The sequence below is a fragment of the Helicobacter rappini genome, assembly GCF_900198625.1.
In the GTDB taxonomy this organism is placed as follows: Bacteria; Campylobacterota; Campylobacteria; order Campylobacterales; family Helicobacteraceae; genus Helicobacter_A; species Helicobacter_A rappini.
The window spans coordinates 1-17,337 of record NZ_FZPK01000041.1 but is presented as its reverse complement, the minus strand read 5'-3'; the positions used below and the strand labels follow the sequence as shown (position 1 = coordinate 17,337).

19 protein-coding genes are annotated in these 17,337 nt (G+C 36.0%); 12 read left to right on the top strand and 7 right to left on the bottom strand.

Going from position 1 to position 17,337, the window contains the following annotated elements; translation table 11 throughout:
• Positions 1 to 123: 123 nt before the first annotated feature.
• From C6H17_RS08565 to C6H17_RS12240, 3 genes are all read left to right on the top strand, one after another.
• Positions 124 to 1,167: an alpha-1,2-fucosyltransferase gene (locus tag C6H17_RS08565; protein WP_233714109.1), complete on the top strand. Its 1,044-nt coding sequence runs from the start codon at positions 124 to 126 to the stop codon at positions 1,165 to 1,167.
• Between the two features lie 357 nt (positions 1,168 to 1,524).
• The gene (locus tag C6H17_RS08560; protein WP_005219686.1) at positions 1,525 to 1,737 is read left to right on the top strand and encodes a hypothetical protein; all 213 of its coding nucleotides are present in this window, start codon (positions 1,525 to 1,527) and stop codon (positions 1,735 to 1,737) included.
• The gene (locus C6H17_RS12240) at positions 1,674 to 2,333 is read left to right on the top strand and encodes an outer membrane beta-barrel protein (protein ID WP_148374307.1); all 660 of its coding nucleotides are present in this window, start codon (positions 1,674 to 1,676) and stop codon (positions 2,331 to 2,333) included. The genes C6H17_RS08560 and C6H17_RS12240 overlap by 64 nt, the downstream gene beginning before the upstream one ends.
• Positions 2,334 to 2,432: 99 nt before the next feature.
• Here the strand turns inward: C6H17_RS12240 and C6H17_RS08550 are convergent, their stop codons facing one another.
• Positions 2,433 to 2,831 carry a group III truncated hemoglobin gene (locus tag C6H17_RS08550; RefSeq protein WP_005219682.1) on the bottom strand — a complete coding sequence of 133 codons (399 nt, stop codon included), beginning with the start codon at positions 2,829 to 2,831 and terminating at the stop codon, positions 2,433 to 2,435.
• A 26-nt stretch (positions 2,832 to 2,857) separates the two neighbouring features.
• Positions 2,858 to 3,295, bottom strand: a complete 438-nt coding sequence (locus C6H17_RS08545) for a hypothetical protein (protein WP_005219681.1) — start codon at positions 3,293 to 3,295, stop codon at positions 2,858 to 2,860.
• Between the two features lie 107 nt (positions 3,296 to 3,402).
• Here C6H17_RS08545 and C6H17_RS08540 point away from each other — a divergent pair, with 107 nt between their 5' ends.
• On the top strand, positions 3,403 to 3,975 hold the full coding sequence (locus C6H17_RS08540) for a Crp/Fnr family transcriptional regulator (RefSeq protein ID WP_005219678.1): 573 nt from the start codon (positions 3,403 to 3,405) through the stop codon (positions 3,973 to 3,975).
• 143 nt (positions 3,976 to 4,118) lie between these two features.
• On the opposite strand, the gene C6H17_RS08535 is transcribed toward C6H17_RS08540, so the two are convergent.
• A complete protein-coding gene (locus C6H17_RS08535; RefSeq protein WP_020995987.1) occupies positions 4,119 to 5,387 on the bottom strand; it encodes a restriction endonuclease subunit S in 1,269 nt (422 codons plus the stop codon).
• Between the two features lie 55 nt (positions 5,388 to 5,442).
• Here C6H17_RS08535 and C6H17_RS12235 point away from each other — a divergent pair, with 55 nt between their 5' ends.
• A complete protein-coding gene (locus tag C6H17_RS12235) occupies positions 5,443 to 5,757 on the top strand; it encodes a hypothetical protein (protein WP_158655013.1) in 315 nt (104 codons plus the stop codon).
• Between the two features lie 4 nt (positions 5,758 to 5,761).
• Here C6H17_RS12235 and C6H17_RS08525 read toward each other — a convergent pair whose 3' ends face one another.
• Positions 5,762 to 6,967: an argininosuccinate synthase gene (locus C6H17_RS08525; protein WP_005219676.1), complete on the bottom strand. Its 1,206-nt coding sequence runs from the start codon at positions 6,965 to 6,967 to the stop codon at positions 5,762 to 5,764.
• Positions 6,968 to 7,229: 262 nt separating this feature from the next.
• Here C6H17_RS08525 and bioD point away from each other — a divergent pair, with 262 nt between their 5' ends.
• The 4 genes from bioD to lspA all read left to right on the top strand — a co-directional run bounded on the left by bioD (position 7,230) and on the right by lspA (position 10,280).
• On the top strand, positions 7,230 to 7,841 hold the full coding sequence (gene bioD, locus C6H17_RS08520; RefSeq protein WP_005219675.1) for a dethiobiotin synthase: 612 nt from the start codon (positions 7,230 to 7,232) through the stop codon (positions 7,839 to 7,841).
• 160 nt (positions 7,842 to 8,001) lie between these two features.
• Positions 8,002 to 8,883, top strand: a complete 882-nt coding sequence (locus C6H17_RS08515) for a polyprenyl synthetase family protein (RefSeq protein WP_004087522.1) — start codon at positions 8,002 to 8,004, stop codon at positions 8,881 to 8,883.
• Between the two features lie 26 nt (positions 8,884 to 8,909).
• Positions 8,910 to 9,623 (top strand): hypothetical protein, encoded by a 714-nt coding sequence (locus C6H17_RS08510; RefSeq protein WP_005219674.1) that lies wholly within the window; start codon positions 8,910 to 8,912, stop codon positions 9,621 to 9,623.
• Between the two features lie 177 nt (positions 9,624 to 9,800).
• Positions 9,801 to 10,280, top strand: a complete 480-nt coding sequence (gene lspA / locus C6H17_RS08505) for a signal peptidase II (protein ID WP_020995988.1) — start codon at positions 9,801 to 9,803, stop codon at positions 10,278 to 10,280.
• Here lspA and C6H17_RS08500 read toward each other — a convergent pair whose 3' ends face one another.
• Entirely contained in the window at positions 10,281 to 11,468 is a 1,188-nt protein-coding gene (locus C6H17_RS08500; RefSeq protein WP_005219672.1) for a sugar transporter, read from the bottom strand.
• A 212-nt stretch (positions 11,469 to 11,680) separates the two neighbouring features.
• Here C6H17_RS08500 and pseI point away from each other — a divergent pair, with 212 nt between their 5' ends.
• Both pseI and C6H17_RS08490 read left to right on the top strand, forming a co-directional pair.
• Positions 11,681 to 12,745: a pseudaminic acid synthase gene (gene pseI / locus C6H17_RS08495; RefSeq protein ID WP_005219671.1), complete on the top strand. Its 1,065-nt coding sequence runs from the start codon at positions 11,681 to 11,683 to the stop codon at positions 12,743 to 12,745.
• Between the two features lie 146 nt (positions 12,746 to 12,891).
• Positions 12,892 to 13,620, top strand: a complete 729-nt coding sequence (locus C6H17_RS08490) for an SIR2 family NAD-dependent protein deacylase (RefSeq protein WP_020995989.1) — start codon at positions 12,892 to 12,894, stop codon at positions 13,618 to 13,620.
• A 188-nt stretch (positions 13,621 to 13,808) separates the two neighbouring features.
• Here C6H17_RS08490 and C6H17_RS08485 read toward each other — a convergent pair whose 3' ends face one another.
• Positions 13,809 to 14,729, bottom strand: a complete 921-nt coding sequence (locus tag C6H17_RS08485; RefSeq protein ID WP_005219668.1) for a DMT family transporter — start codon at positions 14,727 to 14,729, stop codon at positions 13,809 to 13,811.
• A 202-nt stretch (positions 14,730 to 14,931) separates the two neighbouring features.
• Between C6H17_RS08485 and mqnF the strand changes: the two genes are divergently transcribed.
• Complete coding sequence (gene mqnF / locus C6H17_RS08480; protein WP_005219665.1) at positions 14,932 to 16,164, top strand: aminofutalosine deaminase family hydrolase; 1,233 nt, start codon at positions 14,932 to 14,934, stop codon at positions 16,162 to 16,164.
• A gap of 167 nt (positions 16,165 to 16,331) precedes the next feature.
• Here the strand turns inward: mqnF and C6H17_RS08475 are convergent, their stop codons facing one another.
• Positions 16,332 to 17,141 carry a hypothetical protein gene (locus C6H17_RS08475; RefSeq protein ID WP_020995991.1) on the bottom strand — a complete coding sequence of 270 codons (810 nt, stop codon included), beginning with the start codon at positions 17,139 to 17,141 and terminating at the stop codon, positions 16,332 to 16,334.
• Between the last annotated feature and the right edge of the window lie 196 nt (positions 17,142 to 17,337).

Below are 17,337 nucleotides of genomic sequence, written 5' to 3'. Positions count from 1 at the left end.
TGTAGTGCTGCATGTTCTAGCCTGAAGTGAGCATAGTCATTGCGATATAAATGTTTTATGCTATAATGTAGCTTTCATAACTTCAAAATATCTGTTAATTACAATAAAATCAAAGGAATTTTTATGTTAATACGGCTTGTTGGCGGACTTGGTAATCAAATGTTTATTTATGCTTTTGCAAAGGCTATGAGTTTAAAGGGCTATCCTATTTTGCTTGATGCAACATATTTTAATGAGAATTTACATAAAGATGCTTTTAGTCAAGATTCTACAAATAGTGCAATGACTAATGGGGGGGGGGGGCAAGACCTACGACTTTTTGAGTTAATGTTATATAATATCTCTTTGCCACTATGCTTTGATTACAAAACCTTAGTTAAATATTTTTATTCTAATGACAAATCTTTGAAATACAACTTCCCATTGCAATACATTCGATACGCTACAAGAAGTAAATATCATAAATTATACTGGCTAGCATTAAAACATTATAAATATTTTTACGATGAAGATCCACAAGGCGACAACATTGTAAAAATGTATTTAAATGATAGTTTAGAGAAACACGCTTATCCCTTTGGATACTTTCAAAATCTTATATATTTTGATGACATATATTCTATAATAAGAGAAGAGTTTTGTCTAAAAATACCCTTAAAACCACATAATCAAACGCTAAAAGAAAAGATAGAGAAAACAGAAAATAGTGTATTCTTGCATGTAAGATTGGGGGACTATTTAAAAATGGAAGCAACAAATGGTGATTATGTGCTTTTAGGAAAAACCTACTATCAAAGTGCAATAGAGATTCTAAAAACTAGGCTAGGGCAACCACATATTTTTATTTTTAGTAATGATATAGAATGGTGTGAGAAAAATTTATGCAATTTGCTTGACTTTAAGGGTTGCCATATTGAATTTGTTAAAGCTAATGGCGAAGGCAATGCAGCGGAGGAAATGGAGCTTATGAGAGCTTGCAAACATGCAGTTATTGCTAATTCAACATTTAGCTGGTGGGCTTCTTATCTCATCGATAATCCAGACAAACAAATCATTATGCCAACACAAGTTTTTAATGACACAAGAAGGATTCCAAAATCAAACATGCTTGCTAAAAAAGGCTATATACTCATTGATCCATTTTGGGGGACGCATAGCATTGTGTGAGACAACTTGACAACACCCTCTTTTTATAAGCAATGAACTCCAATGTTTGCCAAAAAAAGCAATTTTAAGCATTAAATATATCTTATAGCCATTAAATGTGTATTCACCATATTTTATTTGTGTTTGTAAATGCGGGTATCTCTATTAATTCGAGTCCCATTTGGCTTTTAAATAAAAATCTTTTTATACATGTTGTTTTTGCCTTTTATAATATTAGGGATTTGTAACCACATGGGCTACAAATCCCATCCAAACACCTAATTAACTCTCAATTTGGCACGGATCTTTTTGCCCTACTTGCGTTTTTTTTTTTTTTGTTGTAGAATACGCCCTGATTTTATAGAAAAGGAATGAAATATGAGAAAAATAGCAAGTATAAGTGCAGTATTGTGTAGCATAGCATTTGCGAATAACTCTATGTCAATGCAACAAGATTACATAGACAACCCCTATGACAATATGTCGCAAACTAGCACACACAATCAAGATATGAGAAATGATAATGGCTGGGGGGCGGACTTAGCCCAGAAAAAGAAAGTTACAATGCAAAGAAGAGGGGTTGGTTTATAGGCTTTAATATCCCATTTGCAAGCATTCACTCTCGACTATATGTTGGCAATCTTTTCTCTGTTGCAACACTAGATATAAAAGGCAATATAGTAGGATTTGGACTAAAGGGAGGGTATCAAACCTTTCAAGATAAGATTCCATCACTCTATTTATGGGGCAATAGATTCTATATGAGCTATGACTATATGGGTGCGACACTTAATGGAGATAGCAATCCAAATGCCACAAAGAGTGATAAATCAATTTATGTGCAAAATATTTTATTTCATGTAGATGCTATTATAGATATTCCATTTAATTTTAAAAAGCCAAATTCTGGGTTAAGTGTATCTTTTGGTGTGTTGCTTGGCGGACATTCTCATTATACCGGGATTTCAAAGATGAGTTTCTCTCCCGCATTGGGTTTTGAAGCTGGAGTTGGGGTAAATATTGCTGCAAAGCATAGAATCGAATATACATGGCAGTTTCTATTGCCATATGGCAAGGAAGAAATTGGAAATTATGCAAAACCACTTGTTTCTAACAGCATATATTCCACTGCTGATAGCCTGAAAAACTCAATGTTTTCAAGTGTAAGTTATAGCTATGTGTTTTAATGGTGCAATTTGATTCTATCCATAGTTTAGATAAACACTCATTACAAAATTATTGGCATAGAATCTTGTTTAAGATTCTATATCAACCCCACGCAGAATCTACCTATTATACCCACTCTCATATAGCATAAACATAAATCGCTTGGCAATCATCTCAGCCCTTTCCATAATCATTACAATATGCTCTTCTTTTACATACACAGATTCTAAGCTCTGCTTAAAAAGCTCAAGCCACACAGCAAAAAGCTCTCTAGGAAAAGGGGGCAAGTCAAGATGGGCTTTCAAAGGGTGTCCGCTATAATCACCACTATTTAAAAGCATACCTTGCCAAAATGCCGCAATCTTTGCCTTATGCTTCTCCCACGCCATATCATCACTGCCAATCTTCGCATTAAACACATCACCCAACCCACGCTTATCAAAACGCACCTTGTTATAAAAAATATCCATAAGCCTAATAATAGAATCTTCATTTATCACATCAAATTTTTCCTGCATATTTGCTCCTTTTTTAAAAATTAACTTCACATATAAAATGCCATTTTTGCTAACACCACGATGAAAAATCCAAGCACCAAAGCCACCTTATGAATGCTCTTTGCCAATGGATTTTTTAGCCCCAAAAACTTACACGACAAAGACACAACCACCATACACACAATACACAACGCCAACACAACTTTTAGCATCAATAGCACCTGCAAAGGCGAGTCAAAAAATCCTTGCGTTGTGCCGACATAACGGCTTATCATCGCCCCGCCACTCAGCAGCAGCAAAAGCAGACAAAGGGGCATTACCTTCACACCCCGCTTTGAGATAATGCTAAAGATTTTATCTGCCAACTCATCACCAAGTGCCTTTTTTAGCGGACTAAGCAGCACCACATCAGTGAAAATAAATCCTAAAAATATAATCGCACAAAGCAAATGCAGCGTAAGCATATACGGATAGATTGCTTCCATTTTATTCCTTTCATCAATGATACATAGAATCTCAACGCAATGCTAGACAAAATTACACAAGAAAACATTGATATATGTTAAGATTCTCTATTTTTAAAGGATTATGTATGCAAAAACTTTTTAATATTGTAGAGCAAATGGGCAATAAACGCACATATCAAAACGGCGAGATTTTATTCCTGCAAGGTGCTATGCCTACGCATTTATACCTACTTCTTAGCGGTAAAGTGCGACTTTATAAGACAAAAGAGCATATCTCAAGCACACAGCTAACGCTACATACGCTTTCATCTCCGCAATTCATCGCTGAAATGCCCTTTTTTATGCAAAGCCCCTACCCAGCAAATGCGGAATGTGCCTCAATATGCGAGATTATCACCATAAGCCAAGAGAGTTTCCACACGCATTGTTTGGGGAATAGCGAGATTTGTTTGCTTTTTATCACTTCATTATGTAAAAAGATACAGATTCTAGAATCTCACATTGCCCTGCAAAATCAAAGCTTGCAAGAAAAAGTCCTAAGCTATCTCTCACACAACAAAGACAGCCTCCACACACTCACCCAACGACACATTGCAAACGCCCTAAATATCGCACCAGAATCCCTATCCCGCACCCTAAAAGCCCTAAAAACACAGGGCATACTCACCACGCATAAGGGTAAGGTGAAGTTGCTCTAAATCGCTTTTAGATTCTTTGTCTTATGTATTGTATTTACCCTCTCCGCATTTTTCTATCTTTAGGCTTTATTGCTTATTGTTATAACCCTCTTTTTTCCTTGTCGTGAAAAAAGCTGAAATATCCCCCTAAGTCATAACAGCACCTAAGCAAATATTGCTTTTAATAGCATATCTCGCATTGCTTGGAGATTCTGAATCTGCTTACGATTGTTTTTGTATTTTTTAATGATATTTATGAATGCTTGATTGTTTTGACTTTGAAACTCTAGAGGCGGAATAGTGATTGTAAAATTTTTAATTGCTTCTGTTGATAGATTAACTTGCACTCCACCATTTGCTAAACTTTGAAGTTTTTGAATATTTTCCTGTAAGGATAAATACAAAAATAAAAAATAATTATGCAAAAAATCATCTTTTGATTTTAAGTAGATTCTAGCTACCCTTTGATTTAATACATAATAATTGCTTTTATCAACCATAGCAGGATAACCCAAAATCCCTAAACTATCTTTCATATCTGTCATTGCCAGAACAATATCATCTTCATTCAATACCCATTTTGTCATCTTATCATTGATTTTCACATAGTGTGCCTTTGGAAAATATCGCAATCCCCCACCAGATTCAATATGTCCCATTTTTAAAACTTCATAGGTTTCCATACCCCGTTCCGCATAATCACTATTTTTAAAGGCATAACCATTTTGTATTTCTGCAATTTCGCTTAAAGGTTTTTCTTCCCATTCATCACGCTTTGGATTGTCTATAAAATAATGGCGAAAAAGGGTAAGGGCTAGAGATTCTAAAGTTTTGTTTTGTCTATGGAGTAAATCTATCTTATCATCAAAGCTACTTAGAATCTCTGCTATTTTTTGTTGTATTGTAAGTGGTGGGAGTAAAAAGGTAAAATCACTAAGAATTTTTGTAGTAATAGTGTCAAAAACAGCTCCATACGATTGATGAATAAAATATTTTGTAAAAACTTTAAGACAATAATAAATAAAGTGAGAGTGTGCATTACTGCATATCCTTAAACCATAGCAGGATTGATTAAAAGCCATAGGATAGGGTATCATTGCAATTACACCTACCGTGCCTCTAGCGGAAATAATAATATCATCTCGTTGCAGTAACTTTGTGCTACTTTCTTGCAATCCTAATTGTGTAATAAATTTTTCACTTGCAACAACATATTTTTTACCATTATTAAAATCCGCAACTGATAGCCAAGGGATTTCTCCATTCCAATATTCTGGTATTGATGTTTTTGGTGTTCCGCCACTAACTATCTCCGCAACTTCCCCAAGCCTTACTTCCTGCCATTGCTCTTTATGGAGAGATTGTAGAAAGGATTGTAAAGAGAGAGATTCTAAAGGTAAATCCAAGCTAGATTTTGTATTACAAGATTCCATTATTACACTCCGTTATAAAGTTTTAGATACTTCGCCTAAAGGCTCAGTATGACAAGTGGAAGATTCTAAAGATTTCATTACTCACTCCGCTGTGCTTGTGGATAAAAGATTTCATTATTATACTTTATTATATTTGTTATTTGATACTATTTTCCTTGTCATTTTGAGCGATAGCGAAAAATCTAGATTCCATTGTAGATACTTCGCTACGCTCAGTATGACAATGGGAATCAGTATGACAAGGGGGAGAGTCGGTATGACAAGAATAATCAGTATGGCAGGGGGGGGACAAGGCTTTTGTATGACAAGGTGGAGATTTAAAGGGTTGCATTACATTCCGCCACTTTTATTTCCTACTCAAGCAAGGTAGCCTACTACCCCCTGCTTTTCCCAGCAATGATAAAACGCAAAGCGTTGAGTTTAATAAACCCTGCGGCGTCCTTTTGATTATATACAGAATCTTCCTCAAAAGTGCTGTATGCGGCGTTAAAGAGTGAGTTTTTAGACTCTCTTCCTACGACAATCACATTGCCTTTATACAGCTTTAAAGACACCACACCGCTCACACGCTCTTGTGTCTTATCTATCAAGGCTTGAAGTGCCTCTCGCTCTGGGCTAAACCAATAGCCATTATAGATTAACTCCGCATAGCGAGGCATAATAGAATCTTTTAAGTGCGCTTCCTCTCTATCAAGGCATAAAGATTCTATCGCACGATGAGCCTTTAGATATATCGTGCCACCGGGCGTTTCATAGCAGCCGCGAGACTTCATACCCACATAGCGATTTTCTACCAAATCAAGCCGCCCTATGCCGTGTTTGCCCCCTAGCTCATTGAGCTTCGCCCAGAATCTTGCCGGGCTTAGTCTCTCTCCATTAATCGCTACGCCGTCACCCTTTTCAAACTCCAGCTTGATAGATTGAGCCTCATTTGGTGCGTTCATCGGTGAGACACTCCAACGCCACATATCCTCTTCAGGCTCGGCATTTGGGTCTTCTAGAATCTGCCCTTCATAGCTGATATGAAGCAGGTTTGCGTCCATTGAATAGGGCGATTTATTAGGCTTTTTCTCAATGCTAATACCAGCAAATTCTGCATAGGCTAAAAGCTTTTCACGGCTGTTTAAGTCCCACTCACGCCAAGGGGCGATGACTTTTATATCGGGATTTAACGCATACGCTCCAAGCTCAAATCGCACTTGGTCATTGCCCTTGCCCGTTGCGCCGTGTGCTACTGCGTCCGCTCCAACGGCTTTTGCTATCTCTACAAGCCTTTTTGCTATCAAAGGTCGCGCGATACTTGTGCCTAGCAGATACTCGCCCTCATAAATGGTGTTTGCACGAAACATAGGGAATACAAAATCCTTGATAAACTCTTCTCTCAAGTCCTCAATGAAAATATTCTCACTTTTAATGCCAAGCTTTAATGCCTTAGCCCTTGCGGGTTCTACTTCCTCGCCCTGCCCAATGTCTGCGGTGAAGGTTACCACCTCGCAGTTGTAGTTATCCCCAAGCCACTTTAAAATCACGCTTGTATCAAGCCCACCGCTGTATGCCAAAACGACTTTTTTAATTGCCATGTTACTTTCCTTTAAAAATTGTAAAATTGAGATTCCAAAACGAACTGATATTTTAGCTTTAAATTATGGAATACTAGTTTATTAAATCTCTATATGTTGTCAAAAAACATTCTTGACTATAATAATAGCCTAGTTTTGATTTGCAATAGAGCTAAATCAAGGTTTTTTACATTTTATGTCTAGACATGGCAATCTGTTTATATGATTTAGAGAATATTTGCTACACTCCCATGTGAGAATACTTCAAAGTTAAAGGGATGGTATGCAAATTTATATAAGTGGGATACATACTGATGTTGGTAAAACACATGTGAGTGCTGCTTTTTGTGCGAGTTTTAACTACGCATATTTTAAGCTTATACAAGCAGGCACACCAAGAGATTGTGAAGTTGTGCAGCGTTTTAGCCCGAATACAGAAGTTTTGGGTGAGGGTGTTTGTCTTAAAACACCGGCTTCACCACATATTGCTAAATTGTATGAGAATGCGCAATATAAGGGCTTAGATATTGCATTACCAACAAGGGATAATGTGGTAATTGAGCTTGCAGGTGGATTATTTTCCCCGCTTGATGAGTATAGTTGTATGTTAGATTATATGCAAAATCACAAGCGACCAACGATTTTAGTTGGTAAATATTATCTTGGGGCAATAAATCATATTATATTAAGCATTAATGCCTTGAAACAGCGTGATATAGAGATTCTCTGCCTTGTTATGAATGGTGTTATTGACTTGAATGTTGATAAGTTTATTTATGAATATACAGGCATTAATATCATACATTTAGACACATTTGATACTACGGACTTCACACAAAGGATTCTAAACTTTAAACATGCTATGCAGCCTTATCTTGTAGGGAATGGTTTGTAGAATTAAGATGGACACATAATTTTGCAAGTCTATATCTTAATATAACAACTCATAACATGCGATTTTGTGTTAGATTGCTTTGATTTATAACACCACATAGAATCCATATCCAAAACCTACGCTTTCATGCTAAAATTACAAAAAATATAGAGGTGTCAATATGTCATTTTTTAAACAAACTTGCAATGAGTTTGAGTCTTATCTGCATGATAATCAACCAGAAATATCAGGCTTTCATCCGCATTTTGAAAAGGCATTTTGGGAGATGGTCCTAAATGGAGGCAAAAGATTCCGCCCTAATTTACTGCTTAGTGTTGTGTGTGCGGAGGCAAAAGAACAAGCAAAAAATGCGTTTGATGTGTGCCTTAGCATTGAGTGTTTGCATACCTACTCACTCATACATGATGACCTGCCTGCTATGGATAATGCGGCGTTGCGGCGAAATCATCCCACGCTTCATTGCAAATACGATGAGGTGAGTGCTATCCTTATAGGTGATGGGCTTAATACTTATAGCTTTTATTTGCTTGCAAACGCACATTTTGCCCCAAGCGTTGTTGCAGAGCTTATCTCATGCTTGGCTGAAAATGGCGGTATTGGCGGTATGGTGCTGGGTCAAGCCCTTGATTGTTATTTCGAGCATACGACCCTGCCGCTTGATAAATTGCAATTCATACATACACATAAAACTGCTAAACTCATCGCTGCAAGTCTAAAGATGGGGGCAATTATTGCGAATTTATCGCTTGATATGCAAAAATTTCTCTATGATTTTGGGCTAGTTTTGGGACTTTATTTTCAAATACGAGATGACATTATAGATTCTATACAAGATGAAAGCATATCAGGCAAAACCGCAAATAATGATACCAATAAGAATAGCTATGTGAATCTTATGGGGCTAAATGGGGCAAAAAACGCCTTGAAAGAACATGGCGATTTATTGCAAAAAGATTTAGAAAAGTTGCAAACATTAGGCTATGATAGATTGTATGCAAATTTAAATGAGCTTTTAGAATCTTATCTAAAGCCGCTTGATTAAAACTTAGCCATAAAAAAGGGCGTGAAATGCATGAGCAATTTAAACAAAATATCGCAAAAATCGATGCACTTGCTATAAACTTTTATGAAAAAGATGTAATCCGTAGCGCATACTATAATCATTTCAATAACATTCCCATAGCAAATCATGCTTTATCGCTATTAAAGCAGCATGGCATTACTTTTTTTAATGGTGAAATGCGTATTAATAATGATAGAGAAGAGCGTAAAAAGCTGTATAAAAGGCGGGAAAATAGGACAATAAATATTGACACTAGCAATACTTATCAAAATAGCTTTTTAGATAAAAATAAGTCAAATGCTAATGTTTTAGAAAAAATGTTAGCAGAAGCAGAAGTAACGCATAATGAAACTAAAAAGTTAATTGAAGATTGCATAAGGCTTACAAATGAGTGTTTTACTAAAGGCGAGAGATCATATAGCATGACACTAAATATGATTGAAACGCTAGATTCACACACGCAGACAAGTATGCAGGCATTATCTAACTTCGTGCAACCTTTTTTGAATCTTTTCACAGGATTACAACCGCAAGCCCAGAAAGAAATCCTAGAAAAAAGTAATGTTCTTATAGCAAAAATAACACAAGCAAAGGATACAAGTGCTGCTTTATGTATCAAGCTATCCACAATAAAAGCCCATAAAGACATGCCAAAAGAAAAAGATTTTATACAATACTTAGAAAACACGATAGATAAATTTGATAAATATGTGGAATGAAATGCTGTGTAGCATTGGGTTTAGAATCTAGAATTTGCTTTTGATTAAATGTCGATAAGCAATGGATAAAACATAGATTCTAAATCTCACAAATACAAACCAACTAGTCCTAAAAGACATATTTATATCATTTTGCTACAATGCCGCTTTTATTTTAGATTCACATAAGGTTTTAATATGTCAAAGCAAATACGACACTTTAGCATACTTTTTCTTTTCCTTGTAGCCCTAGACCAAGCTATAAAATACACAATGATTTATATCGCACAGCCACAAAGTTTGCATGATTTTGTAATGATTGCTGATATGCCTGTAATTTCTATCGCCCTTGTCTTTAACACAGGCGTTGCTTTCTCATTTTTTACATGGCTTGGGGAATGGCTAAAATACATACAAGTAGGTCTTATAGCCCTTATTGTTGGAATCTTATTCGCACAAAAAGATCTTTTTAAACAGCATTATATCGCTTTTTCGCTTATGCTTGCAGGTGGGACTTCAAATATACTTGATAGATTTTTACATGGCGGTGTTGTGGATTATATCTATTGGCATTATAAGTTTGACTTTCCTATATTTAATTTTGCTGATATTATCATTGATTGCGGTATTGCCCTTTTTATCTTGCAAACCCTGCTTTTACATAAAAAGAAAAAATAGCTACACTCTTCTAAACTTCCTAAACACCCTCGCAAAGCCCATAGCACTCATAAAATACAACGCCGCAACAGCACATATTCCACTTGCCACAAAGCCAATAGATTCTATCCCAAAATGCGTATATGCCAAGCCGCCAATCAACGCCCCACTGCCTATGCCAACATTAAAAATACCTGAAAAAATACTCATTGCTACCGCCGTAGCATTTGGCACAGCGGCAATCACTTGTGATTGAAAAATCACACCAAAAAGCATAAAGCATAGCCCCCATATCGCACAAAGTAGCGTGGTAGCAGCACTTGATTCACTCACAAAATACAATAAAAGCATACTAAAACCCAAACCAAAAAGGCTAAGACGCACAAAGGCTAAATGAAATCTCTCATAGAATCTCGCAAATAGCACACTCCCTACCACACCCATAAGCCCAAACAAACACAAGATAAAAGTAACAGAACTCGCCCTAAACCCCGCCACATTCTCCAAAAATGGCTCAATATAAGTATATGCGCTAAAATGTCCGCTCACAAACACAAGTGTAAGAAAGCAAATCTTCATAAATGCCTTATTTTGCAGAAGTGTAGGAAGCGTTTTTAGCGAAATATTTTGCGTGTTTGGCATAGTAGGAAACACCCGCCAGAAAGCAATGCCAACACACAACGCCACAAGTCCAATACACAAAAAGCTCACCCGCCAATCCACATACAGCCCTATCATACGCCCAAGCGGCAACCCAACAATCATAGCAAGTGAGCTACCTGTAATCACAAAGCCCAATGCACTGCTTTGCTTACCCTTTGGTGCAGCACGCACCGCCATAACAGAAGCGATAGACCAAAAGAGCGCGTGAGATAGGGCTACACCGATGCGAGAGGCTACAAGCATAATGAAATTTTGTGATAAAGCAGAGATGAAATGACTAAGCACAAATACAAAAATAACGCCTAACATAAGGGATTTAAGATTGCTTTGTGCAAAATAGAGCATAAGCGGCAAGGACGCAAGGGCTACCACCCACGCATAGATAGTAAGCATTACTCCAACTTCAGAATCACTCATAGAAAAGTCATTGCCAATCGCACCTAAAAGCCCAATAGGTATAAACTCTGAAGTATTAAAGATAAACGCACCAAAAGTAACACACAAAACAGGTAACCAAGCAAAAATGCTAGATTTATTATGAGACATAATGAACCTTAAGTATAAAATGAAAATGTTTTATAGCATAAAAGTGTGTGCTTTATTGTCATTTTATTGTAAGTTTATAATATAGCAAAACCAAATGTTACGATATAGACATACGAGCGATACAAAGAGATTCTAAAAATACAGGCATAAATCACAAGAACTTAAAAATTTTTACTTACAATACTAAATAGAATCTGTTATGTGGAGATTACATGCAAACACCATTTATCATCGCAGAGCTTAGTGCAAATCATAACCAAAGCCTAGAGGTCGCCCTAAAAAGTGTAGAAGCCATCGCAAAAACAGGTGCAAATGCAATAAAGGTGCAGACCTATAAGCCAAGCTGCCTTACCCTGCCTTATAAAAATGAGTATTTTAGGATTAATGATGGATTATGGAAAGATTCATATTTATGGGAGCTTTATGAAGACGCACAAATGCCATGGGAGTGGCATAAAGAGATATTTGACTTAGCACATACTTTAGGTTTAGAATCTTTTAGCACACCTTTTAGTGTGGAAGGGGTAGAGTTTTTAGAAAATCTAAATTGCCCTATCTATAAAATCGCAAGCTTTGAAGTCATGCACACCCCACTTTTAAAAGCAATAGCAACGACAAAAAAGCCCGTGATTCTTTCACTTGGAATAGCAAATGATGATGAGATAAAACATGCTTTAGAGATTCTAAAAGATAATGAATCTATTACACTTCTTTATTGCATATCCGCATATCCTGCCGCATTGAGTGATGCAAAACTCACAAACATTCAAGCGATAAAAGAGCAATGGAAACACTATAATGTAAAGGTTGGCTTATCTGATCATACACTAGGCATTAGTGTGCCACTGATGGCGACACTCTGTGGTGTGAGTGTGATTGAAAAGCATTTTATTTTAGATAAGAATCTAGGTGGTGTAGATAGTGCATTTAGCCTTGATGTGAATGAATTTAGCCTTATGGTAAATAGCGTGCGTGAAATTTGTGAGTTAGCAAAAGATTTTTATGATAACGATTCTAAAATGTGTGATAAAGAGAGAGGATTACTACCCATTATAGAATCGCATATAGATTCTAAAGAGAAAAAGGGGCGAAACTTTGGGCGTAGCCTTTTTGTCTCAAAAGATGTTAAGGCTGGAGAGATAATAAGCCTTGAGAATATTGCATGTGTGAGACCTTGTTTTGGCATGTCGCCATTAAAGCTAGATTCCATACTTGGCAAAACTTTTAGTAAGGATATACAAGGTGGTATGCCGCTTTTAGAATCTTATATTGAGTAAAAACAAATATGGGTTGTAGGAATGATTCTAAATATCTTGTTATTGAGCGTGATAACATTGAGTACAAAATCCAAAAGAGAGTTTTTGCCCTCACCCTAAAATGATGAGAACTATACTCTAACTTTTTAGCAAAACAAGGAATTACAATGATAGATACTAAACAGACAGATTCTAAACGAGTGATGATATTTAGCGGGGCAGGGCTTAGTGCGGAGAGTGGATTGCGAACATTCCGTGATAATGATGGCTTATGGGAAGAGTTTGACATTATGGAAGTCTGCAGTGCGAGTGGCTTTGCTAAGGATAGGCAGAAAGTGCTAGATTTCTATGATAAAAGACGCATTCAATTAGGAGAAGTTAATCCAAATGCCGCACATAAGATGATAGCAAGGCTCAAAGCAAACTATCCGCAAGAAGTGGTTGTTATCACGCAAAATGTAGATGACTTGTTGGAACGAGCTGGGTGTAAAGATGTCATTCACTTGCACGGATTCTTACCTGAAGTGCGTTGTGAATTGTGTGAGACTATCACAAATATTGGTTATCAAGCTATGCCAAAACTTATATGTGAATCTTGTGGGGAAGAATCTTTGCGGCATAATATTGTAATGTTTAGCGAATATGCCCCAAACTATGTCTTGTTAGCTAGAGAGCTAGAGAGACTAAGTGAGAGTGAGAATAGCTTATTTGTCTGCATTGGCACAAGTGGGGAGGTGCTAAATGTCGCACAATTTAGCCAATACGCAAAAAAGAGTGTGTTAAATAATTTAGAATCTAGCTGGTTTGATGGGTATTTTAGTATATGCTTTATAGAATCTGCTGTAAGTGCTGCTCCAAAGATTGAAAGGCTTGTGGGAGAATTTATAGAATGTTAGAGATTAGATTCTAAATCTAACAATCTCATCATATTAATGCAGTGAGACACCTACTATAAAATCCAAATTTTACACCTTAAATACCGACTCCACAACAAAACAGAGTGTTAGAATTTTTTGCATGAATATAGATCATGTTGTATATTTCTTACATTATCTATAAAATATATAAAATATCATTTAAAAGTCTAAGGTTTTAGACTCTTGTTTTTATACTTTTTATAGTCTTGTAAAAACACAGGCATAGCTATCAAAACACCAGATATGATAATGAGTGTAATGCCGCTTAATGTCATCATATTAGGCAGAGAATCTCCAAGCATTACTCCAAAAATCACACCCCATACAATACGCATATAATCAAGCGGTGATATAAGTCCAGCAGGGGCTAGTATGAAAGCCCTTGTTAGAAACATTTGTCCTAAAGTCCCAAGTATCCCTAAGATAAGGATACCTATCCATTCACGCACATTTGGTATGCTAAAGCCAGATAAATGTGGAATCTCAATAAACATAAACACTCCGCCAACAACAGCCATAGTGATAGCAAAGCCCATAATCATACTTGATTCATTAAAATATTCTTTCAAATCCTTTAAACTCATATAAGCTAATGCCATCATGATTCCATTAATAATACCCGCAATAATATTATCAATCCCTAGACTTTCAGTGCGTATATCACAGATACAAATCACCCCAACAAAGCCTATCATCGTTGCTAATATGATGGGTAATCTCACATGCTCTTTTGTAAAAAGCAGTGTAAATAACACAATATAAATAGGCATAGTCTGTGCAAAGGCTGAAGCCGTGCCAAGCGAGATAGTAGCGATATTATAAAACATAGCAAGCATAGCTAAACCACCTGTAAGAGAACGCATAAGTAATCTAAAATAGCCACCTTTTTTGCGTGGTTTAGAATCTGGCTTAAAAGGTGGGTAAAAACACCACCAAATACCTATACAAATCGCTGTAAAAACATGACGAAAAAATATAAGCTCCATAGAAGACATGGAATCTAAAAGCTTAACACACGCATTCATTAAAGAAAAAGTAAGTGAAGCAGCAAACATGAATAAAATGCCACTCATAGCACTTTGACGCATAATAATCCTTATCTAAACAAAGCCCTAATTATAGCAAATATAGCTAAAGCTTAGATTCTGTCTTTCAATACTTTTAGCTTGTTTCCTACAAGATAACCTCATGGAATTTACATGTATTGCATAAAGCTTGTTAAAATTAGTATGCAAAAAATCTATATGCTGTTAAGAAAGAATACTTATTGCTATAATACAAAAGATTCTAATGTTTAAAATAATAAGGACAGATATGAAACTCATAGGCACAAGCATAATGCTCCCTTGCGATGAGACATGGGAGGTTGTAGAACATGGTGGTATTATCATTGATTCTGGTATGATTAAAGAAGTTGGCGATTTTAATTCATTGAGACAAAAGTATAGTAATTGCGATTTTGTATTTTATAAAAATCATGTTATGCTACCAGCCTTTATTAACTCTCATATACATTTTGAGTTTAGCAAAAATGATACAAGTTTTTGCTATGGGGATTTTGATATATGGCTTGATAGTGTCATGGCAAATCGTGGTGAAGTCCTAAAGCACAATACACAGGCAATGCAGCAGGCTATAAAGACGCAAAAGCGTAGTGGCGTGGGCAGTGTCTGTGCGATCAGTAGCTATGATTTGGATTTAGAGTTATTATTAGATTCTAAACTCAAAGTGATTTATTGCCATGAAGTGTTAGGGGCAATGGAGAGTGATTTCACACAACAAGCCCTAAATATCTCAAATCGCCTTGAAAAGACTTTGTCTTTAAAAAATGCTACATTTACCCCCGCATTAGCCCTGCACGCACCATATTCCATAAATCCAAAAATAGCACATTATGTGGTTGAGCTTGCTATGCGTTATAACCTTTTGCTTTCAACACATTTTTTAGAATCTAGGCAAGAGCTAGAATGGCTAAGTGAGAATACAGGGTATTTTAAGGAATTTTATGCAAAGAATTTTCAGGTAAAAGATGCAAAAGCACATTTTAGCATAGATAGTTTTTTAGATTTACTAAGTGATATAAACACGCTTTTTGTGCATTGCCTTCATACAGATTCTAATCTTAAAGAGAGACTATTAAAGCAAGGCTCTATTATCTCTTGCCCTAGGTCTAATCTCTTATTGCAGGGCAAAATGGGATTAAATCATATCATTGCTACTGATGGTAAAAGCTCGAATGCTGATGTTGATATTTTAGAAGAGATTCGTTACGCACTTTTTGCGACACTTAGTCAAGATAAAGCACAAGATATAGAATCTTTAAGCAAGGATTTAATCTATTCTATCACGCGTAATAGCGCAAAAGCACTAGGCTTAAATAATGGTAGTCTTAAAGCTGGAAAATGTGCTGATATTGTGCTATTTAAATTACCATTTAACCGCCTTGATAATATCGCCCAAAGCTTTATCTTGCATGCAAAACAAGCCGCAAGATTGCTTGTAAATGGGAATGATGTTTTATGATAATGCTTTAATAATGTTGCGTGGTTTATATGTTTATCGTATTGTGTCTTTGAAAAGAGTAGAGAATCTTTTTTAGATTCTATACTTTAAAGATTTTTCGCTACGCTCAAAATGACAAAAAAAGTAGAAACTATTTTAAGCTATGTATATCGATATAGAATCTTATCTTAATAAGTAAGTTTTGCCAATTTATACTGCTTACTACATTCAACGATTTTTCCATGAAACCTTGCCATAATTTGTGCTAATGGCATATCACCATACAAATCACTTGCCCTATAAAGATTCTGTGTTAAAAAGTCTTGCATTGAGTGATAATCATCAAAAAGCAAACCGCAATGCCCAAGTAAGCGTTGTGTATAGCTATCAACCACCATTTCTTCTCTTTTTAACGCATAGTTTAAAATACTTGATGCACTCTCAAGCCCAATGCCTTTTTGAGATAAAAGCCACTCTTTTGTAACATGCAGTGAGAAATTATGAAAAGTTTCAAAATCCTTTATGATATTTTGTGCGAGAGCGATTAAACGCGTTGCTTTTTGCTGATAGAATCCAGAGATTCTAATAAGAGGCATAATATCTTGTGGTAAAAGATTTGCGAGTTGCTTGAGTATTAAATCTTGATAATGCGGCTGGGCGATTTGTGTGAGTTGTGGATTAGGATAATTGCTATATAGCTGTATATCATCATTTGGGTTTTTTGTAAGATTATTATAAAAAAACATGTAGAGGTTGCTAAGGCTAGTAGCAGCATATTCATACTTTGTATTCTGTCCTAAAATAGCAGCAAAGCAAAGGCTTAAATCCATCTCAATCTGTGCTGCTCCATTTATCTCAATGCCATTTTCTACACGCAAAGAAAAAAAGCTAGGCCACCACCAACTTTGCTTATCCCCGACATTATAATGTTGGCGTAAAATCACAAGCAAGTCAAATCCATCATTAATCTCTATATTTTGTAGAAAATGTGGCAGCATAGTATTTCCTTTTCTATTTTTGTGTTTATTATATGAGTATTATACTAAGCTTTGTGTGAGAATGTATATACCAGTTTCTGTGCAATGCAATCTCAATGTGAGTTAAAATGGATGGTTGAATAAAATGTTGTAATACAAGGATATAGAGATTATTTTTATGCTATAATACCCCACATTTCACAAAAAACCACAAATT